Genomic DNA, 21,936 nt, shown 5'->3' with positions numbered 1-21,936 from the left:
AAAGAATCATTCTTGACACACATGAGAATAGACAGGGAAATAGGGGGAAAAGACGATGGTGCTGACCGATTTGCATAAAGGAGAAGCAGCGGTCGTCGTCCATTTGGCCGTCGAGCAGGAGGCACTGAAACAGCGCCTCCTTCATCTAGGGGTCAAAGAAGGAAAAATGGTGCGGTTGAAAGCTGCGATGCCGTTTGGCGGACCGGTGATGATCGAAGTTGATGGGCAGGCCATCGGCTTACGGCGCAAAGAAGCGTCGGCGATTGAGGTGAAATGATGGCGTACGTAGCGCTGTTTGGCAACCCCAATACTGGCAAAACGTCATTGTTTAACTGTTTAACCGGCTCTTATGAATATGTTGGCAACTGGAGCGGGGTAACGGTTGAGAAGAAAGTAGGAGTGCTCCGCCAACACGGTGTGCCGGTCGTCGATTTGCCCGGCATTTACTCGCTCCAGCCGCTGTCCCGTGATGAAGGAGTGGCGACTGATTTCTTATTGACCGAGCCATGCTCGGCAATCGTCAATATCGTTGATGCGTCGCAACTCAAGCGCAACTTGCATTTGACGGTTCAGCTATTGGAATTTGGCCGCCCACTCATCATCGCTTTGAATATGGTGGATGTCGCTGAAAAGCGCGGCGTCAAAATCGATGCCGCCAAGCTGTCGCGCCATCTCGGCGTCCCAGTTGTTCCGGTCATCGCCCGGACGGGAAAGGGGACAAAGGAGTTATCCCGCACCATTTTGTCGGCAAAAGACGGACACCATTCCCGCATTTTTATTGATTACGGCGTTGAGGTGGAACGCGCGATCTGTCGCATTGCCGAGCAGCTGCCGGACGATGTGCCTGGAAACAAACGATGGGTGGCGTTGCAGTTTTTGGAGGGGAATGAGCGCATCGCCGCCTATTTGCGCGGGCGGTTGGATCTTTCTCCGCTTCTGGAAGCCCGCGCAGAGGCGGAACAGAAGCTCGGATCTTCGGTCGCCGAACAGATTTATGAGACGCGTGACCGCTGGATCGGTGAGGCGATCGCTGTTGCGGCGATCGCGCTTGAGAACAAACCGTTGATATGGACGGAAAAAATCGATGTGGTTGTGACAAACCGTTATGTCGGGCTGCCGATTTTTTTGGCGCTGATGTATCTCGTGTTTATGCTCACGTTTAACTGGCTTGGGACGCCGCTTGCCGATCAGCTTGACGCTTTCTTCTCAGGGCCGTTCACTGATTGGCTGTCCCGTCTTCTCGACTGGGCGGGGGCGTCGCCGTTTATCAAGGCACTCGTTTTGGACGGGATTGTCGCTGGGGTCGGCGGGGTTCTGGTGTTTGTTCCGCAAATTTTCATTTTGTTCTTTTTCATCTCGCTTCTCGAAGACTCCGGGTACATGGCGCGCGTGGCGATGGTGATGGACCGGATGATGGAAGCGATCGGGTTAAACGGCAAGGCGTTTATCCCGATGATCATCGGCTTTGGCTGCAACGTTCCCGGGGTGATGGCGGCGCGCACGATCGAGCAGCCGAAAGAACGGCTGTTGACGATCTTGGCGCTGCCGTTTATGTCGTGTTCCGCCCGCTTGCCGGTGTACGCCTTGTTTGCCGGCACGTTTTTCGTCCGCGAGCAGGCGCTTGTCGTGTTTTCGCTTTACGTGCTTGGCATTGTAGTGGCTTTGGGGCTCGCCAAGTTGTTCTCATCGACGCTCTTGAAAAACGAAAGTTCGCTGTTTGTCATTGAACTGCCGCCATACCGCGTGCCGCAGGCGCTCACGTTATGGCGGAGCACATGGGAGAAAGGGAAAGGGTTCGTTCGCAAAGCCGGCACGTTTATTTTTGGAGGTTCGGTCGCCATTTGGCTGTTGACGTATATCGGGCCGCATGGGGTCGGCGTTGCCATGGATGACAGTTTTCTCGCCGCCATCGGCGGCCTCATCGCTCCGTTGCTCGCCCCGCTTGGCTTTGGCGCCTGGCAGGCGGGCGCGGCTTTGATCACCGGCTTTTTGGCGAAAGAAGTCGTCGTGTCCACGATGAATATTATTTACCACGTTCATGAGGCGAACGGGCTGAAGCAGGTGATCGCTTCACATTTCACGCCGCTGTCGGCGTTCAGCTTTATGGTGTTCGTCCTGCTTTATACGCCGTGTCTAGCGACGGTGGCGGCGATTCGCAAAGAAACCGGGTCGCGGAAATGGACGCTGTTGTCGATTGGCATCGCCTTAACGGTTGCTTATATGATTTCACTTCTTGTCTACCAAGCTGGAAAGATAGTAGGTTTTCCATGAAAGGAGAGAATATGATGATGGCGAATATCATCATTGGCGGAGCGATTTTTGCCTACGCCGGCTGGACGCTGGTCCGACACGTGAAAAAAAGCGCCAAAGGGGCGTGCGCGTCATGCCATGCGGCTGACCATTGCCGAGGCAGCTGCGGGACGGAGAGATAATCCGTTCAAGACAAACGGATTCCTGACGATGATCGGAATCCGTTTTTTCATTTTCCGACGAAAGACTTTCGCTTCCATGGTTGTAGGATAGCCAAAAAATAAGCGGGGATGCAATGGGCAAACTTTCGTTTCAACGGGCTCTGGAGGACAAAAGATCAGGCCGCTCTTTGTTTTGGCTGTTGGGTGTTGTTGCCTCAATGATGGCCGAAACACCGGGGGTAGAAAGCTTTTTTCGTTCAACCGTTGAAACTCAAGGGAAGACCGTGAGTGTGGAGGATAAACTTTTGACAATACTCAATACCTGCCGCAAGGTAAAAGTATGAAAAGCTGCGAATAGCGAAAAGGCGTCTTTGGATCAAGGTTCGCACAGTTGCGTAAAAACAAAGCAGCAAAAAACGATGTTGTTGTCCTGTCATCCAAGTTTACTGGGTTGGCGATGGAATTTCACGCAATAATTGAACTTGACCCGGCTTTGGCCCGCTCTTTTCCTCACTCTTTTCCTCATTCTTTTCGTTTTTGGATGGGACGGATGTAACTCTCTAATTCGTGGGCAAGATGCTGGATGCAATCATTTCCCCGGAACTTGGCATCCTCGACAAGGTACACCGTGAAATCTTCCGCTTCTTTATTGGTCATAGTGAATTCATATCCATTCAAATCAAGGAACGTGACGAATACGGTTAAAGCCGTCCGCTTATTGCCGTTGTGGAAAATATGACCTGTCGCGATGGAATGGTAATAGCAGCAAGCCTTTTCAATAATCGAAGGGAACTGTTCCTCCCCGAACAATTTCGTTTTCGGTCTTTCCAACATCCACGCGAATTTATCGGGGAATTGGATCCCCGCTTGTTCTGCGTCGTCGTACATTTCCATGACCGTGTAATGGATAAATATGATTTCTTCCGCTGTCAAATAATAAACCATGTTTTCCTCCGGTTGCTCCTTTATCTATATTTCAAGTTGCGCAGCGCTTCGTCATATTTGGAGATCGCGCGGTTCATCGCCATCACGACTTCAGGACGGACTTCTTTTGGAATTCGGTTTGCGCGTTTCATCACGATTTCCCCTCGTTCCTTGTCGTAATATATTTCGATTTCATCGCCTTTATTTAGGTTTAGCATCGTGGCTAAATCTTTCGGGATGCTAACGGACAAACTATTCCCGACTTGGCTAATCCGACGTGTATACGTTTTGTCATTCTTGCTTCCCAACATTTCCGCGTCCATTTCTTTTTCATCTCCTTTCCATATAATGGGCAAAAAGGGCGTTTTTATCCATAAAATTATTACTGTATAAACAATTATAACAATAATCTTCCGAAAAGCAATACGGAATAATAAAAAAGGGCTTTTTGTCTTTGAACGAGAAAAACGCATGCCGCATTTCTAGAATCGATGTCGTTAGGAGGGAAAGAGGAGTGCCGCATAAAGTGAGCTTGTACGGATATGCCGTCTGTGTGTTATGCCATGCCGGACATAGTGAGGTCGGAAGCGTCAAGCAGTGGAACATGAAACAGCCGCGTCACGGAACGGATCAACGACGGCTATCTTTATTATTGCTTGGGGGGATTTAGTGGGTTTATCAAATACCTTTGTCTTGCCGGAGGAATGAGGAATATTCATTGTTGCGACGGATCATCCGTTTGTCATCTTGCGCCGTGAAGCCAATCCCCATAAGCGAGGAAGCGGAACGGTGAGATGAGCGAGTACGGCTTGCTGGCTGTGGGCAGGCGCGCCCAAGAATCTCCTGCCGCTAAGTGTTTGCGCAGTCGGGGGATCATTCCATTGAGGGTAGGTTCTTTTTCACTATTCAATGGATATACATGACGCTGTTTTTGTCGTTTCTTGTTTCAAAGAATGACGAAAACGAAAAGAAGGAAACGATATTCATCAAAATTTGTTTGTAGTTAGGACGAACGGACTATTTACATGGAATGAAAAAAACGGTAAAAATAGAAGTGAGGACAGTAGTTTAGAAAAAAGAGAAAATTCTGTTTATCAAGGGGACAGCATTATGGTTTACGATGGAATCATTTTGTCGTTGTTGATCGGCTGGTTTCGCGGCGGAAGCCTGAAAGGGTTGGCCAACATGAAATTGCGCGGCGGTTGGTTGTTTCCGCTCTTGTTGGCGGTGCAGTTTATCGTCTTTTTCCTTCAAGAACGCATCGAGTGGATCGCCAAAATGAGCAACGTTATTTTTCTTCTCGTCTATATCACAGGACTCGCATTTCTGTGGCTCAACCGCCATCAGCCGGGGTTTCCGGTCATCTTCGCCGGCGTCTTGCTTAACTTTATCGTCATGGCCGTAAACGGCGGACGGATGCCGGTATCGATCGAAGCCGCCCAATTTCTCGGCCGCGAATACATCGAAGCGTTAAAAGCCGGTCTGTACGGCAAGCACCAGGCGATCACATCGGATACGCTTCTGCCGTTTCTTGGCGACATCATCCCGCTGTCTCCGCCGTACCCGCGCCAACAAGTCATCAGCATCGGCGACGTTGTGATGAACGTAGGGGCGTTCTTGTTCATCCAGCATCTGATGCTCAGCGCACCGCGGCATGGGGCAGACGATGCTGAGAAAGAAACAACGGCCGCTCCTGCGAATCAATAAACTAATTTTTAAGGGGGAAAAGGACATGAAATTCAAAGCAAAACAAGTATTGATCAATTTGTTCATCCTTGGTTCGGTGATTGTAGCGTTGACGTCGGGGTTTAAGCTCATTGAGTAGGAACAATAACGTTAATCTAAAAAGAGGGAGGAGATACTCCTTCTTTAAAATTTTTTAACTGAGAGTGATTTTGTATGGTTTTTGAACACTTAAAAAACAAAGAAAAGTTGTATACTATTATTGTCTCTCTTTTAGGGATATATATATTTGTTGCAGAGGTTGATATCCATGCTCAATCTTTAAAAGATTGGGCTTTAGTATATATATTGACTGGTTCTGTCGTTCTATTGAATCTTTTTCCTATTATCTTGCCTCCTAAAGCTAATTCTTTTTCGATGGATTCGGCTGTTTATTTGGCTACTTTATTTTTATATGGACTCAACTTTGCATTGCAGGTCCTTTTCATTTTTAGTGTTATAGAATTGTATCGTAATCAACGAATGTCTATATGGAGACATTTATTTAATTTCTCAATGTATTGCTTGATGATATCGGGTGCCTATTATTCATTTTTATTCTTCAATGGGGATATTGGGAAAATAAATGTCCATTATTTATTCCCTTATTTGATTAGTTTGCTAGTTTATTTTAGTATTAATGTATCATTAATATTTCTTTTCTTCTTTTTTCTTGGCCAAGTATTTAAAGGAGCTCTTGAGTTGGGGGTCCTAAAAGAGGCATGTGTTGGTTATTCAGTAACATTGCTTCTTTCAATGGTTTTAGCCATTTTGTTGTCGGAAGAGAAATATTTCGGCTTGTCCCTATTTATTATTTTAGTAACGATATTATCGATTGTTTTTAAGAAATTCTTAGAATTATACCAACTAATATCTAATCGAGCTAACAAAGACCACCTCACCGGTCTTTACAACCATGGCTTTTTCAAAGAAACGCTCAAGGAGCAGTTTTCCGACTGCAAACTGCTTAAACAGCCGTTGGCATTGGCGTTCCTTGATCTAGACGATTTTAAAAAATACAATGACCGAAACGGCCATTTGCAGGGCGATCGTTTGTTGACTTTTTTCGGGAAACTACTGCAAAAAGCAGTCGAAGGGATGAACTTCACGGTCGCCCGCTATGGCGGAGAAGAGTTTGCCATTTTAATGCCCAACACGACGAAAGAAGACGCGTACGCGTTTTTAAACCGGTTGCGCAAAGAAGTGAACGATACATATTTTGAAGGCGTCGAGCATATTCCGTATCGTTGCCTGTCGTTTTCGTGCGGCATCGCCGAGATGGAAAAAGATATGTACGAAAGCGAGGAATTGATCCATCGCGCCGATCAAGCGCTGTATTACGCCAAGGCGCAAGGGAAAAACAACGTGCAGCTGTATGATAAGCACAATATGTGCTTGGATGAGATTAAGTTTAAGCAAGATTTGGAAGCGCTCGAGCAGCAAGTGAAATTTTTTCTTTCCAAAGATGTCTATACATACCGCCATAGCAAACGGGTGTTTAAATATGCGTTGGAGTTTGGCAGTCGTCTTGATGAGTTGACCGACCATGAACGGCAGACGCTCATTTTAGGGGCGCTCATCCATGACATTGGCAAAATTGAAGTGCCACGCGATATTTTAAATAAGCGGGGAAAGTTGGAGAAGCATGAATGGGAGATCATTAAAAAGCACGTAACGTGGGGACGCGAGATTGTGGCGGCGGAGAAGCGGTTTGATGATTTGCTTCCGCTTGTCGAGCTGCACCACGAACGATATGATGGGAAAGGGTATCCGTACGGGCTGAAAGGGGAAGAAATCCCGAAACTGGCCCGCATTTTGTGTATTATCGATTCGTTTGACGCCATGACAACCGAGCGTCCGTACCAGCCGACGAAAACGTTTGAAGAGGCGCTTGAGGAAATCAAGCGCTGCGCAGGAACGCAGTTTGATCCGGTCTATGCGGCGAAGTTTATCGCGTTTGTGCGGAAGCATTATTTGCCGCTTGCCGAGATGGAGCAACTGAATTAAGTGAAAGAAGGCACTTGCCGATGGCAAGTGTTTTTATTTTTGGCTTTCCGTGAAAATCCTGCGCCGGCAAGCGGTGATTTTCAATCCCCGGGTGGGAGGGCAAACCATTGCCCATGGACCTTTCTGTGAAAAATCAAGCGTCGGTGGGCTGTGACGTTCATGTGCTGGGAGTAGAGAGGAACATTTACTTATGGATGAGATTTTGATCGATTTTGATTGATTGAATTATTTATTTGATTTATATTGATAGAAAATGAATGTTTTCGATTGATTTTTTCACTATCTTGGGATATGATAGAGTTGTAAGCGATATCCCCGATGATCGGAGGTGGGAGTGTGCTGACAGAAGAACGCCACCGCCTCATTTTGGACCTGTTGGCGCAAAAAGGAGTCATCAAGCTGCAAGAGCTCGTGGAGGCGACTGGGGCGTCGGAGTCGACGATTCGCCGCGATTTGACGCAGCTTGAAACCGAAAAGAAACTGCGCCGTGTGCACGGCGGGGCGGCCTTGTTGCAGCAGAAGCGCGAAGAGTTAAGCGTATCGGAAAAGTCGTTGAAATATATCGAAGAAAAGCGGCGGATTGCCGCGTATGCGGCCAGTTTGGTCCAAAAAGGAAACTGCATTTATTTAGATGCGGGAACGACAACGTGGGAAATGATTCCACATTTAGCTGACAAAGAGGTCATCGTTGTCACGAACGGCGTGATGCATGTCGAGCGGTTGCTTGAGCACAATGTGGCGACGTATTTGATCGGCGGCATGATCAAGCCGAAAACGAAGGCGTTGATCGGGCGCGGCGCCATCGAGTCGCTGCGGCAGTATCGCTTTGACCAATGCTTCATCGGCGCCAACGGCGTTCATTACGACTATGGTTATACGACGCCGGATCCGGAAGAAGCGCTGGTGAAATATACGGCGATGCAGCTGGCGCAACGCGCGTATGTGCTTGCTGACCATTCGAAGTTGAATGAAAGCGCGTTTGCGAAAATTGCTGATTTGCATGAAGCGGTGTTGATCACCGATGAATTGGATGAAGAGTGGAAAGATTTGTATCGAACAAAAACAACAGTAGAGGTTGTGGCTCCGTGATTTACACATGCACGTTGAATCCATCTGTTGATTATATCGTTCACCTCGATGAGCTGCATGTTGGTGAACTGAATCGTTCGGTGAAAACGTTCACATTTCCGGGCGGGAAAGGGATCAATGTATCGCGCGTGTTGAAGCGTTTGGATGTTGACAGCACGGCGCTTGGATTTGTCGGGGGATTTACCGGCGGGTTCATTGAAAGCGAGCTTCGGAAAGAAGGCATTGCCTGCGATTTTGTTCATGTCCCTGGGCAAACGCGCATTAACGTCAAACTGAAAGCTGGGCGGGAGACGGAAATTAACGGTGAAGGCCCGATGATTGCCGATGACGATGCAACGCAATTGATAGCGAAAATCGGAGCGCTTTCGGCCGGTGATGTGCTTGTGCTCGCCGGAAGCGCGCCGATGTCGCTGTCGGCGGACATGTACGAGCGATTGGCGGCTCGAGCGGTGAAACGGCGTGTTCGTCTTGTTGTCGATACGAGCGGTCCGGCGCTCGAGGCGCTGCTCGCCTGCCGGCCGTTTCTTGCCAAGCCGAACCACCATGAGCTGGCCGAACTGTTTGGCGCCGCTGTGCTGACGAAAGAAGACATCATCCTCTATGGCCGCCGGTTGGTTGAAAGAGGAGTAGAGCATCTCATCGTCTCGATGGGCGGCGCGGGGGCGTTTTACTTCGGCCGGGAAGCAACGCTGTTTGCCGAAGCGCCAAAAGGAACGGTGAAAAATTCGGTCGGGGCGGGTGATTCGATGGTCGCTGGGTTTTTAGCCGCCCATACGAGCGGAAAACCGATCGAGGAAGCGTTCGCTTACAGTGTCGCCGCCGGAAGCGCGACCGCGTTTTCGGAAGATTTATGCACGAAAGAGGAAGTCGAAGCGCTCGTCGACCGCGTCCGCGTCGTGCGTTTATAGGAGGAAATCAAGGGGGGCGTACAGATGAACGTCACGGATTTGTTAACAAAGGAAACGATGATTCTTGAACTTCGGGCAAAGACAAAAGAGGAAGTGATTGATGAATTGGCCGCGAAACTCGCCGAGGCGGGGGCGGTCAGCGATGTGGAGGCGTTCAAACGAGCGATTTGGGCGCGCGAACAACAAAGCACGACCGGCGTTGGAGATGGCGTCGCCATTCCGCACGCCAAAACGGCGGCGGTCAAGCGCCCGGCGGTGGCGTTTGGCCGTTCGACCGCCGGGATTGATTACGAGTCGCTGGACGGCCAGCCAAGCCATTTGTTTTTCATGATTGCGGCCCCGGAAGGCGGGGAACAGACGCATTTGCAGGCGTTGGCGAAACTATCGTCGCTGTTGATGGATGCCTCGTTCCGCACCCGGTTGGAGCGTGCTTCGGATGAAGAGGAGATCCTCCGTTTGTTCAAAGAGAAAGAGAACAAAAGGGAAGAACCGTCTCTGCAAGGCGCCCCATCTGGCGGCCGACGGAAAGTGCTGGCGGTGACCGCTTGTCCGACAGGAATCGCTCATACGTATATGGCCGCTGATGCACTGAAAGCGAAAGCGGCGGAAATGGGGGTGGCGATCAAAGTCGAGACAAACGGCTCCGATGGAGTGAAAAACGCTCTGACGGCGCAGGAGATTGAAGAGGCAACGGCGATCATTGTCGCAGCCGATAAACAAGTCGAAATGGACCGCTTCAACGGCAAACACGTCATTCAAGTGCCAGTCGCCCAGGCGATTCGTCAGCCGGAGAAGCTGATCGAGCAGGCGTTGCGCCAAGATGCACCGATTTATCGGGCGAGCAGCACGGCGCGAGGCAGCGCGGGAGCGGCGAAGCCGCGCACCGGTTTTTACAAGCATTTGATGAACGGTGTATCGAATATGCTTCCGTTTGTCGTCGGCGGCGGGATTTTGATTGCGCTTTCCTTCACCTTCGGCATTAAAGCGTTTGATCCGAAAGATCCGTCGTATCATCCGTTTGCCAAACTGTTAATGGACATTGGCGGCGGCAATGCGTTTGCGTTAATGGTTCCTGTGCTGGCCGCGTTCATCGCCATGAGCATTGCCGACCGGCCGGGGTTTGCGCCGGGGATGGTCGGCGGTTTTCTGGCGGCGAACGGCGGGGCGGGTTTCTTGGGCGGATTGATCGCTGGCTTTCTGGCCGGGTATTTGGTCGTCGGGCTGCGCAAACTGTTCAGCCGCTTGCCGCAGTCGCTTGAGGGGATTAAACCGGTGCTGCTCTATCCGGTATTCGGCATTTTCCTCACCGGCGTCATTATGATGTATGTGGTCATCGATCCTGTCAAGGCGTTGAATGAAGGGCTGAAACATTGGCTTTCCGGCATGGGAACCGCCAACTTAGTGCTGCTTGGCGCGGTGTTGGGCGGCATGATGGCGGTTGATATGGGCGGACCAATCAACAAAGCGGCGTATACGTTTGGCCTGGCGATGATTGAAGCTGGCAACTTTGCGCCGCATGCAGCGATTATGGCTGGCGGGATGGTGCCGCCGCTCGGATTGGCGCTGGCGACAACGTTCTTTAAAAAGAAATTCACGAAAGCCGAGCGGGAAGCCGGAAAAACGTGCTATATCATGGGCGCTTCGTTCATTACCGAAGGGGCGATTCCGTTTGCCGCGGCTGACCCGGTGCGGGTCATTCCATCGATTATCGTCGGATCGGCCGTTGCGGGAGCGTTGACGATGTGGTTCCATATCGGGCTGCCGGCGCCGCACGGAGGGATTTTCGTCATCCCGATCGTCAAAGGCAGTGCATGGCTTTATATCTTGGCTATTTTGATTGGTTCCATCGTAACCGCATTGATGGTCGGGTTGTGGAAAAAAGAAGTGGAAGAATAATAGAAGAAGAGGCGTTTCGCCAAAGGCGGAGCGCCTTTTTTGTTATGGAGTTTGCTATTTTTCTTACCAAATTTTCATGACAATGGTCATTTATCATGATAAAATGAACGGTTGTAAATGAGAGGAGAACCCATGATGAACACATTCTTGCAGCTGAATACGATTTTTATCAGCATATTGATTGAATCGTTGCCGTTCGTCGTGCTTGGGGTGTTTGTTTCCGGAGTCATTCAAATGTTTGTCAGTGAAGAGACCGTACAACGGTGGGTGCCGAAAAATCGCTTTTTGGCCATTGTTTATGCCACATTGCTTGGGGTGTTTTTCCCTTCATGCGAATGCAGCATCGTGCCGATCACCCGCCGTCTCGTCGCCAAGGGGGTGCCGCTTTACGCGGCCGTGCCGTTTATGTTAACGGCGCCCGTCATCAATCCGGTTGTGCTGTTTTCGACGTATATCGCTTTCGGAAGCAGTTGGACGATGGTATTGTGCCGGGCGCTGTTTGCTTGCGCTGTCGCCGTCGCTGTCGGCGCCGTGATGGCGATTCGGCATGAAGGCAGCGAGTTGCGCCATGAACGGCGCGAGATGCCGATGATGCCCCGTACTTGGAAAGAGAAAATCGTTGGCACCCTGCGCCATACGATCGATGAATTTTTTGCGACCGGGAAGTATTTGATCATTGGGGCGTTCATTGCTTCGGCGATGCAAACGTATGTGAAAACGTCGGCGCTTGTGTCGATCGGCAATGGGAAAGTGGCGGCCTCTTTGGTCATGATGGCGCTCGCCTTCGTGCTGTCGCTCTGTTCCGAGGCGGACGCATTTATCGCCTCGTCGTTTCAAAGCACATTTCCGTTTCACGCGCTGGCAGCGTTTCTCGTTTACGGGCCGATGCTCGATGTGAAAAATACGCTCATGTTGTTTCAGTCATTCCGAGCCCGGTTTGTGTGGAAACTGATTTCCTATATCACGTTGTTTGTGTTTGCCGGATCGCTATTGATCTAGCAAGGAGGTGGCGGCATGATTCGCATGTATATTTTGCTTGGGTTTGCGTTTTTGTTTTTTCATTTATATATTACTGGAGAGTTGAGCAAATACATTAATATGCGGTATTCGTATATTTCGTTTAGTGCGATGTTTGTGTTTGCTTTTTTAACGATTGTGCAATTTGTGCTGGCAAGCCGCAACGAGGAACCGCGCGATCATGGGGAAGAGTGCTGCGGCCATCACCATCATGAGCCGTCCGCACGCTGGAAGCGGGCGGTGAATTACCTTATTTTTGTTTTTCCGCTGGCTTCCGCCTTCTTGTTTCCCGTTGCGACGCTGGATTCTGAAGTCGTAAAGGCGAAAGGGATTCATGTTCCTGGGATGGCGGCTGACGGCAGCGATCCGTTTGCCCAGCGGCAGTTTTTGCGTCCGGATACGAGCATGTATTATGGGCGGGACGATTATCAAAATGCCATGGAAAAAGAGCTGAAAAAATACGGTCGTCTTGCTCGCTTGGAGTTGAATGATCAAAACTATTTAAATGCCATGGAAACGATTTATCAGTTTCCCGGTGCATTCGCCGCCCGCGACATTGAATTCACCGGGTTTGTTTACCGTGAGGAAACGACGCGCGCCAATGAGGCGTTTCTCCTTCGCTTTGGAATCATTCATTGTGTTGCGGATTCAGGGGTGTACGGGCTGCTCCTTCAGTTTCCAAAGACGGTGCCGCTTCAAAATGATGAATGGATTCATGTGAAAGGTACGCTATCCACCATGTATTACCAGCCGTTTCATATGACGCTTCCGTATGTAAAAGTGACGTCATGGGAGAGGGTGGCCAAACCGAAGGAGCCGTACGTATACCGCCAATTCAATGAATAAGAGCGAGCCGCGGACTGGCTTGCTCTTTTGGATAAAGTTGCGCTCATTCCTTTTGCCGCGCTTGTTTCACCATGGTGATTGCGCTTGTTTGGCTGAACGAATTGTCGAATTGGGAAAGGGCCGTCAACGCTTGGGCGGCATCGATCACCTCGCCGAGCTTCAAGCAAAGCAAGCGCTCCTCTTCCAATCCGCGCCGCCGCCATTCAGCCCATAGGCGGTCAAGCGCTTCTTTCGGCGTATCATCGGCGAGGCGGAACGCCCCGTAATGCATCGGCACAAACAGGCGGGCGCGGCAGTCCAAAAACGCCTGCACCGCTTCTTCCGGTGTGGTGTGCTGCGGCCCCATGAACCATTCCGGTTCGTACGCGCCGATCGGCAAGAGCGCATAGTCGATGGAAAAGCGTTCGCCGATGTCGCGAAAGCCGCGGAAGTAGCCGCTGTCGCCAGCAAAATAAACCGTCGGTGCGTCGTCCGCTTCAATGACCCACCCGCCCCAGTGCGACGTATTCGTATCCCAAAGCGTTCGCCGCGTCCAATGTTGGGCGGGAACAAATGTGAGCGATACGCCGTGAAAGGAGGCCGTTTCCCACCATGACAGTTCGGTGACATGGCGGTAGCCGCGGCGGCGGAACAAGCGGCCGAGCCCCTCGGGCACGAATATGTGCGGGTCACCGTGCAAACGGCGGAGGCTGCCGAAATGCAAATGGTCATAGTGGCCGTGGGAAATGAGCACAACGTCCACGGGCGGCATCTTGTCAAGCGGAACACCAGGAGCCGTCAAGCGTTTGGCCGCGCCCATCCAATTCGCCCAGACGGGATCGGTGACGATGGTGATGCCATGAAGTTGAACGACAAAGGTCGAATGGCCGACCCAGCAGAGCTGCGGCCGTCCGTTCGGCTTCTGAAGCCGCTCGTATTGAGGCGGTGAAACATGCGGCACGACGTAGGACAAATCTTTTTGTTTTTGTTTCCGCTCCCGCTGCCAGCGGCGGAAATCGGCCCATGTTTTGTGCGTCGAGACGCCGTCTAAGTTTTCATAGCGCTTGGCCAATGATTTCTCACTCCATTTTTTGTATTATATTATTTAGAGTAGCAAACCTTTTTTGCGAAGTACAAAATGTTTGCCCAGGTGGTGGAATGTATGCTTCGTTCGTTTACAATCCGCACGGCAAAGCGGGATGACATGATCGACATTACTTCATTCGTCGAGGAGACGGTGCGCCAGGCTAACGTGACGGAAGGGATCGCTGTCGTTTATTGTCCGCATACAACGGCTGGCATCACCATTAACGAAAACGCGGATCCAGATGTCAAGCGCGACATGATGCGCCGTTTTGATGAAACGTATCCGTGGGAGCATCCGCTTGACCGCCATATGGAAGGAAACACGGCCGCTCATATGAAAGCGAGCACGGTTGGCGCGTCGCAGCACGTCATTATTCACGAAGGCCGGCTGCTGCTTGGACGCTGGCAAGGTGTGTATTTTTGTGAATACGATGGGCCGCGCCAGCGGACGTTGTATGTGAAGGTGATCGAAGGTTAGCAACCATAATTTTATTATGTAAACAAAAGGAAAAGAATAAGGCGGAGAGACGATAGATAGGTTAGCAAGAAGTTTGGGCGAATTATGGATAACCCCCGGACAAAGTGTTTTGTCCGGGGGTTACCGTTACGCCGGCGTCGTTAAAATGAGCGGCCCGTTTTTTGTAATGGCGATCGTATGTTCATATTGCGCTGAATACGAGCCGTCGATCGTTCGCGCCGTCCAGCCGTTCGGATCCATTTTGCTTTGCCATGCCCCCATGTTGACCATCGGTTCGATCGTGATGACCATCCCCTCCTTTAAACGCATCCCTTTTCCTTTTTCGCCGAAGTGGGGGACATACGGCTCTTCGTGAATCGTCGGGCCGATGCCGTGTCCGGTGAAATCGCGTACGACGGAAAAACCGTGCGCTTCGACGTACGTTTGAATGGCGTGGCCGATGTCGCCGATCCGATTGCCGAGAACGGCTTGCTCGATTCCTTTATAGAGCGACTGCTCGGTGACGTTAAGCAGCTTTTCCACGTCTTTGCCGACGTCGCCGATGGCGTACGTCCAGGCGGAATCGGCGAGCGCTCCGCGCAAATTGACGACAAAATCGATCGTGACGATATCGCCTTCTTTCAGCGGCTCATTGCGCGGAAACCCGTGGCAAATTTCATCGTTAATGGAAGCGCATGTCGCATACGGATAGCCGCGGTATCCTTTTTGTTCCGGTTTGGCGCCGTATTTGGCCAAAAACGTTTCAACGAACCGGTCGATTTCCATCGTTGTGACGCCCGGTCCGATGCGTTTGGCGATCTCTTGATGACAGGCGGCGAGCAGCTTCCCCGCCTCGCGCATCAATTGAATTTCCCGTTCCGTTTTGACGTGAATCATGCAACTGTCTCCTTTTCCCTCGATGTGTTTCGCTTCGATAGTATTGTAGCAGAAACCGCTGTGATGTTAAACTAGGGCGATCCGTTCGCAACTGGGGATCTATTCCTGAATTTTACCCAAAAATAGTTTACTCATCTGTGCGAAGGGCGGCTAAAGGAAAAGATGCCCAGACCAAAAGAAAAGGCCCTTTGATGGCTGGGCATACAGGATATCGATATGTTGACCTTTGTTCACAAGAGCCCTTGCGGCCGGTCTTCGCTATATCATAAGGCGGCAAACAGCTGTTTTTCTTTATCAGAAATCGTTGAGGAAGAAGGAGACGGTGCGAGCGGCAAATAAATCGACACCGTCGTTCCTTTATGTATTTCGCTTTCGATGCGAATCGTTCCGTTCATCGATTCAATGATGCGGTAGACGACCATCATTCCGAGCCCCGTGCCTTTGACGCCTTTCGTCGTAAAATACGGTTCGCCAAGCCGTTCGAGCTGTTCTTTCGTCATGCCAACGCCGGTATCAGCGATGCGGATGAGCACACGTCCGTTGTCAATGGAGACGTATACTTGCAACGTCCCGCCGTTAGGCATCGCTTCGATGGCGTTTTTCATTACATTGAGCAAACATTGACGGAATTTTTCGCGCTCACCGATGACGGAAAATGGGGCAAGCGTCGCTTGAATATCGACGCAGCTCATATTGGCGAGCGGGCGGAGGATGTCAATGACTCGCTCGATTTCGAGCTTCACGTTCAGCTTTTCCGGCGTCTCGGGCGCCGGCTTGGCAAACGTCAAGTAATCGGTGATGATCGCTTCAGCTCGGTCAAGCTCCTCAATGGCGATGCGCGCATACTGGCGTCGTTTGTCGGCAGCGAGCGGCTGCTCTTCGATCAGTTGGATAAACCCACGCGCCGCGGTGAGTGGGTTGCGAATTTCATGAGAGATGGAAGCAGCTAAATGGGTGACGGCTTCCATTTTCTCGGCGCGAATCACTCGTTTGCGCAGCGCGATGTTATGGTGCACCATTTCCTGAAACGAACAAACGATGAGCATGCTGATGGGCTGTACAAACAAAAAGATAAGCGCAACGGAAGGCGGAGGAGAAACCGCAGCAGCCATCCACTCCGCTATGGCGACGGTCAATAGGCCAGAGCCGAAGCTGAGCGATGCAGCGAACAGCGTGCGCTGTTTGGTTGGCAGCTCGACAAACCGTTTTGTCAATAAACTGCTTGTTGCAGCGATGGCGATGGAAACGACGACGGTGACGAAGACGCCAGCTCCGCCGAACAGCGAGCGGTAGGCGATCGCCGTAAACGCTAAAACCGTCGCCGCCCCCGCTCCGCCGTACAAACCGCCAAGCCACAGAGGAATTTGCCGCAAGTCGAAGATGAAATCGCTCTCTGTTCCGACCGGGAGGGTGATGCATAACATGATCACGACGGCGTAACAAATGGTCGGCAAATAAAGGCGGAATCGTTTTGGTCTCTTCTCCTGCTCCGTACAGAGGGGAACGAGGAACACCGGCAGAAGGATGAAAAACAAGTTGAGCAAAAAGTCTTTGAAAATATTCAGCATCGCGGCACCTTCTTTCCCATCGTCAAGCTGCATAACCAGAATTTCTACAAAAACTGCGAATATATTACATTGTAACTGGAAAACTGTCTGGATGTTAAGGTGAAATCGATAGCCTTTTTTTGCTATAAATCTCGTTTTTTCGACAAATATAGGTAAAAAGGACTATTTTGTTCTTGATAAAAAATACCCTTTATTTTTTTATATTATTCTATAATATTTTAATTGTATATATTTTCTATCAACCTTTTATTTGATATGGAGGGATATTTTTGAAAAAACGGTCGATTCCATCACTTGTTGCGGCGCTGTCGCTCGGCATCGGGCTGTGGGCATCTCCGGCGGAAGCGCCGAGAGCGGCTAACGCCCCCGGCATTCCGGCTGTGAAGCAAGGGGGACCGGTCGATTTTGCAATTGCCAATGAGGAAAAGCTGGCGGAAATGTTGAAACGGAGCGGAAAGCTTCGCGCTGATGCGACTCCTGCTGAGGTGGAACAAGCAGTGCGCGACTATTTGCGGCAAAGGGCGATTCATATGCCGCGGGGAAAAGGAGAATTATACGATAAAGAGGCAAAGCGCGCCGAGGCGATGCAGGACGGACAGCAGACAAATGGCGTGCTGAACGGGAAAGGGAAAAAGCTCGGACAATCGAAAACGGCTTCCGTGCCATCCGTCAAGCCGGAGCCATGGAACGGCGGCAAGCGGGTCGACCGTGTACTCGTTTTGCTCATCGAGTATCCGGACTTTCCGCATAACAACATTCAGCCAACTGAAACGGATATGTATTATAAAGATTATACACGCGAACATTATGAAGATATGATTTTCGGCGGCGATGACGGCTATTACGATGGACCGAATGGCGAGAAGCTTATCTCAGTAAAAAAATATTATGAAGAGCAATCAGGCGGCAGCTATTCCATTGAAGGAAAAGTGGCAGGCTGGTATCAGGCGAAGTATCCGGCTAAATACTATGGCGGAAATGTACCGGCGCCGGATGGCAATGACGCCAATCCACGGGCGCTTGTGCGCGAAGCGCTGGCGGCAGCCGCCCAGGATCCGACCATTGATTTGCGTGAGTTTGACCAAGAGGATCGCTACGATTTAGACGGCGACGGCAATTATCGCGAACCGGACGGTTTGATTGACCATTTAATGATCATTCACTCCAGCGTCGGAGAAGAATCGGGCGGCGGTTCGCTCGGCGGCGATGCCATTTGGTCGCACCGCTGGAATTTAGGATCGGTGTACCGCATTCCGAATACGACGACGGATGTGCCGTATTGGCGCGGCCAACTGGCGGCTTACGATTATACGATTGAGCCGGCTGACGGGGCGGCAGGAGTGTTTGCTCACGAATACGGCCACGATTTAGGGCTGCCGGATGAATACGATACGATTTACTCCGGTCTGGGCGAGCCAGTTGCCTATTGGTCGATTATGTCAAGCGGAAGTTGGGCGGGACGCATTCCGGGCACCGAGCCGACCGGCTTCAGCGCCTGGGCGAAACAGTTTTTGCAGTCGACCATGCCCGGCAGCAACTGGCTGAGCGGAACGACCGTTGAGTGGAACGAAGTAACGCCAAACGGTGTTGAAGTCGTGCTCGATGAAGCGAACACGAAAGGGACGAACAACGATGCCGTGCGCATCAACTTGCCGGACAAAGAAACGGTCATCACGACCCCGCCAAGCGGTGCGTATGCCTATTTCTCCGGCAGTGGAAACAACTTAGATCATACGATGTCAACGACGATCGATTTGACGAGAGCGTCCAAGGCGACGCTGGCATTTGATACATGGTATGCGATTGAGAAAGACTGGGATTATGGGGCGGTAGAAGTAAAACCGCATGGCAGCAACGAATGGACAACAATTCAAGGAAACATTACGACGACCGACAATCCGTACGGGCAAAACCCTGGCAACGGCATTACCGGTACGTCAAACGGCTGGGTGAAGGCGGAATTTGACTTGTCGGCCTATGCAGGACAAACGATTGACCTTCGCTTCCATTACATCACTGATGTAGCGGTGTCGGAAGCTGGCTGGTATGTTGACAACATTCAAGTGACGGCAGATGGAACAATCGCGCTCACAGACGATGCAGAGGGCGACAGCGCTTTCGCGTTGGACGGTTTTGCGAAAAGCGACGGCATCGCGCGCTCGAAGCATTATTATTTGCTTGAATGGCGCAACCACCGCGGCGTCGATGAAGGGCTCGCCCATATTTTGCGCGGCGACCGGCTTCTTTCGTACGATCCAGGGCTTGTCGTCTGGTATGTGGATGAAGGCTATGACAACAACTGGACGGGCGTCCATCCGGGCGAAGGGTTTCTTGGCGTTGTGGATGCCGACCAGCATACGTTAAAATGGTCGGGCAATACGACAGCGTCGACTCGCTATCAAGTGCACGATGCGGCGTTCAGCCTGCAAAAAGGAGCCCCATTCCGCGTGGCAATCAATGGCTCACAGCTGATCGACAACGATACATCGCCGACGCCGGTGTTTGACGACAGCCGGTCGTATGACAATAAAGGGGCCGTCGACGCCGGCCGGAACGTGCCCAACTATGGCCTAAAAATCCGCGTCATCGGTGAAAGCGTTGACCGCACGGCAGCGCGTGTGTTGATCCACCGCTGACCACCTCCAAAGGCGCACGGAACATTTCCGTGCGCTGAACATTTATCGACACGGTTTGTCATCCCTTCGTCGAATTTGTTGATTTTTCTTTCCCCCTTTTTTCCGCTTTTTCCGTTTATAATCATAAGTAGGATCGGATGAGAAGGGGGAACAATCAGAATGGAATGGTATGAACAGCTGTCGGCGTGGATTGCCGAGAAGCAGCCGGTGCGTGTAAAAACCTATCAAGGGGAAGCGGTCGTGCTGCCGGTCAAGCTGTATCAGGACACGCGCAAACTGTTTGTTTACAACCGGCAAATGCGTCTAATGAACATTCCGTTGGACCGGATCATTTCCGTCGAGCCGACGCGCATCATCGGTTCCTTTGACCGTCGGGGAGAAGAGGCCATGGTACATACTCGTTGAACGGAGGGCACGCGTCTTTGGGCGCGTGTTTTTTTGATGGTGGTCGGCTGTTTCTGCCTGCGGTCTGTTCTGTTGCGCTGGGCTCTATACCCAATGAAGGCGGCATTCGCGTTGCGATGTGCCAGGGAGCGGAATGGTTTTTGTTGCATAGGCAAAGACCATCTTTTAGAATGGAAAGGACGAACGACTGACCATAAGGGGGAAGGGACATGCATGGCAAACGGATTGCCTTGTGCGCGTCACGCAAACTGGACGAAATGACAACGCTTATTGAAAAGCAAGGAGGAACGGCCATCATTCGTCCGGCGCAAGGGACCGTCTTTTCAAAGGGAAGCGAACTGGGAGAGGAAATGCGAACCGTCATCGCCATGCGGCCGGACTGGATCGTATTTACGACGGGAATCGGCTTTGAGGCGCTGTTGGAAGCGGCCGACCGGGAGGGAATGGCTGCTCAATGGCATCGAACGATCAAGGAAGCGAACGTGGCTGCCCGCGGCTATAAAACGGTGACGGCGTTGAAACAAATCGGCGTCACCCCGGTGGCCGCAAGCGAGGACGGGACGACGAAAGGGTTGATTGCTGCTCTTTATGGGCACGACTTTGCGGAAAAAAACGTTGTTGTACAGCTGTACGGCGATACCGCGCCAGCCTTGAAGCAGTTTTTTCTTGAACAAGGCGCTTTGTATACGGAATTGTTGCCATACCGGCATATCGCTCCGGATGAGGAGACACTGGCGACATTGTATAAAGAAATCGTCGGGCGCGAAGTCGATGCCGTCTGTTTTACATCGGCGATGCAAGTCCGCTTTTTCTTTTCGTTCGCCCGCGAGAAAAAAGAGATCGCATCGCTGCTTGACGCGTTTCGCACCGATGTCGTGGCCTGCGCCGTTGGCAAAGTGACAAAAGAAGCATTGGAAGAAGAGGGAGTCGATCGCGTCATCGCCCCGGAACATGAGCGGATGGGAGCGATGATTGTGACGCTTGCCCGTTATTTTCAACAATAAGCCCTGTTGAGGGTTGTTTTATATCAATTGTCCAACCTGCTATATAAGAGATCATCTTTTTGTTAAATGTTTTATATTATGTGTTTCATCAAAAATACTAAACTGTTTATTTTTTGTCACAGTTTTTCGAACATTTTCCGCTTATAATAAAACTGGGGATGTATTTTTCATATGAAAGGGCGGGGCGAGCATGAAACGAAGCTCATTCCAGCAGATGGAGAGCACGGTTCGGCGGGGATTTGCTACGGCGCGTCGCTCATGGGGGCGAGCGTGCTGTTTTTTTTTTTTGCGCTTGCCTGTCGGCGGTGTGATATGACTCACAACGATGGAGATGCTGCACACAGTATAATGGAAACAACGGACGGATCATAAAAAGGAGGAATTGATGATGCATTCATTTTGCCATATGGGCGGCCCTGAAGGGGTGAAATTATGCGCCGGTCTGGCGCAATTAAAACAAGAACACGGCCCGCTGCGCGCCCAAATGGAGCAGCTGCTTGCCGCAGCGGAGGCGATCGGCCGCGGGGAAAATGACCGCAACTGGCGTGAGCCGCTCGCTGATTTGAGAGAAAAAGTTGAATCGTTCGTCGCCGCCCTAGATCCGCATTCGGAGCGGGAAGAAGGCGTATTGTTCCCAATGATGGCTCGGTACATCGGGCGGACGACCGGCCCTATCGCCGTTATGGAATACGAACACGAACAGGCGAAAACGTGCCTTTCCATGTTTTTAGAAAAGACCGCCCAGCTGCCGGAGAACATCGACAGCAGACAGGCGTTGACGCTTGCCGGCGCGGTGATTGAGGCGTATCATATTTTGGATGAGCACTTCATGAAAGAGGAGAACGTGCTCTTCCCGATGGCCGAGCGGTTGTTGTCCGATGCGGAGAAAGAGGAGCTGTTTGCGCGCATTAACTAAGTAACAAATGGAAAACAGGATGCCCCAAACGACGGGCATCCTGTTTTTTATTATTGGTTCATTTGTTGGCAGGTTGTTATGCATGATCGTTAGGGTATGCGGAAGCGCACGTTGTTTCGTTCCCGCCGCCGTTAAAGTTGACAGGCCGGCTGTTAGGCAATCGGTTTG

General features: G+C 51.1%; 22 protein-coding genes and 1 pseudogene. 18 read left to right on the top strand and 5 right to left on the bottom strand.

All coding sequences use genetic code 11. The features are described from left to right. Window positions 1-55 precede the first annotated feature (55 nt). The 4 genes from ABS784_RS12295 (at window position 56) to ABS784_RS12280 (ending at window position 2,755) form a co-directional block, all read left to right on the top strand. A complete protein-coding gene (locus ABS784_RS12295) occupies window positions 56-277 on the top strand; it encodes a FeoA family protein (protein WP_144329591.1) in 222 nt (73 codons plus the stop codon). Beyond that, window positions 277-2,271 (top strand): ferrous iron transport protein B, encoded by a 1,995-nt coding sequence (feoB, locus tag ABS784_RS12290; protein WP_352512626.1) that lies wholly within the window; start codon window positions 277-279, stop codon window positions 2,269-2,271. Before ABS784_RS12295 ends, feoB begins: the two co-directional genes overlap by 1 nt. A 14-nt stretch (window positions 2,272-2,285) precedes the next feature. Next, window positions 2,286-2,432, top strand: coding sequence for a FeoB-associated Cys-rich membrane protein (locus ABS784_RS12285; RefSeq protein ID WP_075261408.1), 147 nt, complete (start codon window positions 2,286-2,288; stop codon window positions 2,430-2,432). Between the two features lie 113 nt (window positions 2,433-2,545). Continuing rightward, window positions 2,546-2,755, top strand: a complete 210-nt coding sequence (locus ABS784_RS12280) for a hypothetical protein (protein WP_021321482.1) — start codon at window positions 2,546-2,548, stop codon at window positions 2,753-2,755. A 178-nt stretch (window positions 2,756-2,933) separates the two neighbouring features. Here the strand turns inward: ABS784_RS12280 and ABS784_RS12275 are convergent, their stop codons facing one another. Both ABS784_RS12275 and ABS784_RS12270 read right to left on the bottom strand, forming a co-directional pair. Then, the gene (locus ABS784_RS12275) at window positions 2,934-3,356 is read right to left on the bottom strand and encodes a type II toxin-antitoxin system death-on-curing family toxin (RefSeq protein ID WP_014195947.1); all 423 of its coding nucleotides are present in this window, start codon (window positions 3,354-3,356) and stop codon (window positions 2,934-2,936) included. Between the two features lie 20 nt (window positions 3,357-3,376). Then, window positions 3,377-3,658: an AbrB/MazE/SpoVT family DNA-binding domain-containing protein gene (locus ABS784_RS12270; protein WP_014195946.1), complete on the bottom strand. Its 282-nt coding sequence runs from the start codon at window positions 3,656-3,658 to the stop codon at window positions 3,377-3,379. A gap of 191 nt (window positions 3,659-3,849) precedes the next feature. Here ABS784_RS12270 and ABS784_RS12265 point away from each other — a divergent pair, with 191 nt between their 5' ends. The 8 genes from ABS784_RS12265 (at window position 3,850) to ABS784_RS12230 (ending at window position 12,820) form a co-directional block, all read left to right on the top strand. Next, window positions 3,850-4,005 (top strand): hypothetical protein, encoded by a 156-nt coding sequence (locus ABS784_RS12265; RefSeq protein ID WP_352512623.1) that lies wholly within the window; start codon window positions 3,850-3,852, stop codon window positions 4,003-4,005. Window positions 4,006-4,445: 440 nt separating this feature from the next. After that, the gene (locus ABS784_RS12260) at window positions 4,446-5,042 is read left to right on the top strand and encodes a DUF5317 domain-containing protein (RefSeq protein WP_015374932.1); all 597 of its coding nucleotides are present in this window, start codon (window positions 4,446-4,448) and stop codon (window positions 5,040-5,042) included. A gap of 192 nt (window positions 5,043-5,234) precedes the next feature. Continuing rightward, the gene (locus ABS784_RS12255; RefSeq protein WP_352512621.1) at window positions 5,235-7,064 is read left to right on the top strand and encodes a bifunctional diguanylate cyclase/phosphohydrolase; all 1,830 of its coding nucleotides are present in this window, start codon (window positions 5,235-5,237) and stop codon (window positions 7,062-7,064) included. A gap of 336 nt (window positions 7,065-7,400) precedes the next feature. Further along, on the top strand, window positions 7,401-8,153 hold the full coding sequence (locus ABS784_RS12250; protein WP_020278815.1) for a DeoR/GlpR family DNA-binding transcription regulator: 753 nt from the start codon (window positions 7,401-7,403) through the stop codon (window positions 8,151-8,153). Then, window positions 8,150-9,061 carry a 1-phosphofructokinase gene (gene pfkB / locus ABS784_RS12245; RefSeq protein WP_014195938.1) on the top strand — a complete coding sequence of 304 codons (912 nt, stop codon included), beginning with the start codon at window positions 8,150-8,152 and terminating at the stop codon, window positions 9,059-9,061. Before ABS784_RS12250 ends, pfkB begins: the two co-directional genes overlap by 4 nt. 24 nt (window positions 9,062-9,085) lie before the next feature. Then, entirely contained in the window at window positions 9,086-10,957 is a 1,872-nt protein-coding gene (locus tag ABS784_RS12240; RefSeq protein WP_020278816.1) for a PTS fructose transporter subunit IIABC, read from the top strand. Window positions 10,958-11,089: 132 nt separating this feature from the next. Then, complete coding sequence (locus ABS784_RS12235; protein ID WP_352512618.1) at window positions 11,090-11,956, top strand: permease; 867 nt, start codon at window positions 11,090-11,092, stop codon at window positions 11,954-11,956. 15 nt (window positions 11,957-11,971) lie between these two features. Then, the gene (locus ABS784_RS12230; protein ID WP_047757903.1) at window positions 11,972-12,820 is read left to right on the top strand and encodes a TIGR03943 family putative permease subunit; all 849 of its coding nucleotides are present in this window, start codon (window positions 11,972-11,974) and stop codon (window positions 12,818-12,820) included. A 43-nt stretch (window positions 12,821-12,863) separates the two neighbouring features. On the opposite strand, the gene ABS784_RS12225 is transcribed toward ABS784_RS12230, so the two are convergent. After that, window positions 12,864-13,871, bottom strand: a complete 1,008-nt coding sequence (locus ABS784_RS12225) for an MBL fold metallo-hydrolase (protein WP_352512616.1) — start codon at window positions 13,869-13,871, stop codon at window positions 12,864-12,866. 90 nt (window positions 13,872-13,961) lie between these two features. Here ABS784_RS12225 and ABS784_RS12220 point away from each other — a divergent pair, with 90 nt between their 5' ends. Continuing rightward, window positions 13,962-14,363 carry a secondary thiamine-phosphate synthase enzyme YjbQ gene (locus tag ABS784_RS12220; RefSeq protein WP_014195933.1) on the top strand — a complete coding sequence of 134 codons (402 nt, stop codon included), beginning with the start codon at window positions 13,962-13,964 and terminating at the stop codon, window positions 14,361-14,363. 126 nt (window positions 14,364-14,489) lie between these two features. Here ABS784_RS12220 and map read toward each other — a convergent pair whose 3' ends face one another. Next, entirely contained in the window at window positions 14,490-15,239 is a 750-nt protein-coding gene (gene map / locus ABS784_RS12215) for a type I methionyl aminopeptidase (RefSeq protein WP_014195932.1), read from the bottom strand. 263 nt (window positions 15,240-15,502) lie between these two features. Beyond that, window positions 15,503-16,807: an ATP-binding protein gene (locus ABS784_RS12210; protein WP_014195931.1), complete on the bottom strand. Its 1,305-nt coding sequence runs from the start codon at window positions 16,805-16,807 to the stop codon at window positions 15,503-15,505. 269 nt (window positions 16,808-17,076) lie between these two features. On the opposite strand from ABS784_RS12210, the gene ABS784_RS12205 reads away from it, so the two are divergent. The 5 genes and pseudogenes from ABS784_RS12205 (at window position 17,077) to ABS784_RS12190 (ending at window position 21,768) form a co-directional block, all read left to right on the top strand. After that, the gene (locus tag ABS784_RS12205; protein ID WP_352512614.1) at window positions 17,077-19,443 is read left to right on the top strand and encodes an immune inhibitor A domain-containing protein; all 2,367 of its coding nucleotides are present in this window, start codon (window positions 17,077-17,079) and stop codon (window positions 19,441-19,443) included. Between the two features lie 159 nt (window positions 19,444-19,602). Next, a complete protein-coding gene (locus ABS784_RS12200; RefSeq protein ID WP_020278820.1) occupies window positions 19,603-19,848 on the top strand; it encodes a hypothetical protein in 246 nt (81 codons plus the stop codon). 209 nt (window positions 19,849-20,057) lie between these two features. Continuing rightward, window positions 20,058-20,852, top strand: coding sequence for a uroporphyrinogen-III synthase (locus tag ABS784_RS12195; protein WP_020278821.1), 795 nt, complete (start codon window positions 20,058-20,060; stop codon window positions 20,850-20,852). Window positions 20,853-21,023: 171 nt separating this feature from the next. After that, a pseudogene (locus tag ABS784_RS17365) lies at window positions 21,024-21,125 on the top strand (pyruvate synthase alpha chain); the annotation flags it as partial. Between the two features lie 115 nt (window positions 21,126-21,240). Further along, the gene (locus ABS784_RS12190) at window positions 21,241-21,768 is read left to right on the top strand and encodes a hemerythrin domain-containing protein (RefSeq protein ID WP_352512678.1); all 528 of its coding nucleotides are present in this window, start codon (window positions 21,241-21,243) and stop codon (window positions 21,766-21,768) included. The last annotated feature ends 168 nt before the right edge of the window (window positions 21,769-21,936 follow it).

It is taken from the genome of Geobacillus sp. G4, assembly GCF_040327975.1.
Taxonomy (GTDB): Bacteria; Bacillota; Bacilli; order Bacillales; family Anoxybacillaceae; genus Geobacillus; species Geobacillus thermoleovorans.
This window is presented reverse-complemented; position numbering and strand designations above follow the sequence as displayed.

What these genes read in the sequence shown, in the direction of transcription:
- ABS784_RS12270 (WP_014195946.1), bottom strand. Translation starts at nt 3,658, where the DNA reads ATGGACGCGGAAATGTTGGGAAGCAAGAATGACAAAACGTATACACGT.
- ABS784_RS12230 (WP_047757903.1), top strand. Translation starts at nt 11,972, where the DNA reads ATGATTCGCATGTATATTTTGCTTGGGTTTGCGTTTTTGTTTTTTCAT.
- ABS784_RS12275 (WP_014195947.1), bottom strand. Translation starts at nt 3,356, where the DNA reads ATGGTTTATTATTTGACAGCGGAAGAAATCATATTTATCCATTACACG.
- ABS784_RS12195 (WP_020278821.1), top strand. Translation starts at nt 20,058, where the DNA reads ATGCATGGCAAACGGATTGCCTTGTGCGCGTCACGCAAACTGGACGAA.
- ABS784_RS12285 (WP_075261408.1), top strand. Translation starts at nt 2,286, where the DNA reads ATGATGGCGAATATCATCATTGGCGGAGCGATTTTTGCCTACGCCGGC.
- ABS784_RS12190 (WP_352512678.1), top strand. Translation starts at nt 21,241, where the DNA reads ATGCATTCATTTTGCCATATGGGCGGCCCTGAAGGGGTGAAATTATGC.
- map (WP_014195932.1), bottom strand. Translation starts at nt 15,239, where the DNA reads ATGATTCACGTCAAAACGGAACGGGAAATTCAATTGATGCGCGAGGCG.
- feoB (WP_352512626.1), top strand. Translation starts at nt 277, where the DNA reads ATGGCGTACGTAGCGCTGTTTGGCAACCCCAATACTGGCAAAACGTCA.
- ABS784_RS12280 (WP_021321482.1), top strand. Translation starts at nt 2,546, where the DNA reads ATGGGCAAACTTTCGTTTCAACGGGCTCTGGAGGACAAAAGATCAGGC.
- ABS784_RS12240 (WP_020278816.1), top strand. Translation starts at nt 9,086, where the DNA reads ATGAACGTCACGGATTTGTTAACAAAGGAAACGATGATTCTTGAACTT.
- ABS784_RS12235 (WP_352512618.1), top strand. Translation starts at nt 11,090, where the DNA reads ATGATGAACACATTCTTGCAGCTGAATACGATTTTTATCAGCATATTG.
- ABS784_RS12295 (WP_144329591.1), top strand. Translation starts at nt 56, where the DNA reads ATGGTGCTGACCGATTTGCATAAAGGAGAAGCAGCGGTCGTCGTCCAT.
- ABS784_RS12200 (WP_020278820.1), top strand. Translation starts at nt 19,603, where the DNA reads ATGGAATGGTATGAACAGCTGTCGGCGTGGATTGCCGAGAAGCAGCCG.
- ABS784_RS12260 (WP_015374932.1), top strand. Translation starts at nt 4,446, where the DNA reads ATGGTTTACGATGGAATCATTTTGTCGTTGTTGATCGGCTGGTTTCGC.
- ABS784_RS12255 (WP_352512621.1), top strand. Translation starts at nt 5,235, where the DNA reads ATGGTTTTTGAACACTTAAAAAACAAAGAAAAGTTGTATACTATTATT.
- ABS784_RS12220 (WP_014195933.1), top strand. Translation starts at nt 13,962, where the DNA reads ATGCTTCGTTCGTTTACAATCCGCACGGCAAAGCGGGATGACATGATC.
- ABS784_RS12210 (WP_014195931.1), bottom strand. Translation starts at nt 16,807, where the DNA reads ATGCTGAATATTTTCAAAGACTTTTTGCTCAACTTGTTTTTCATCCTT.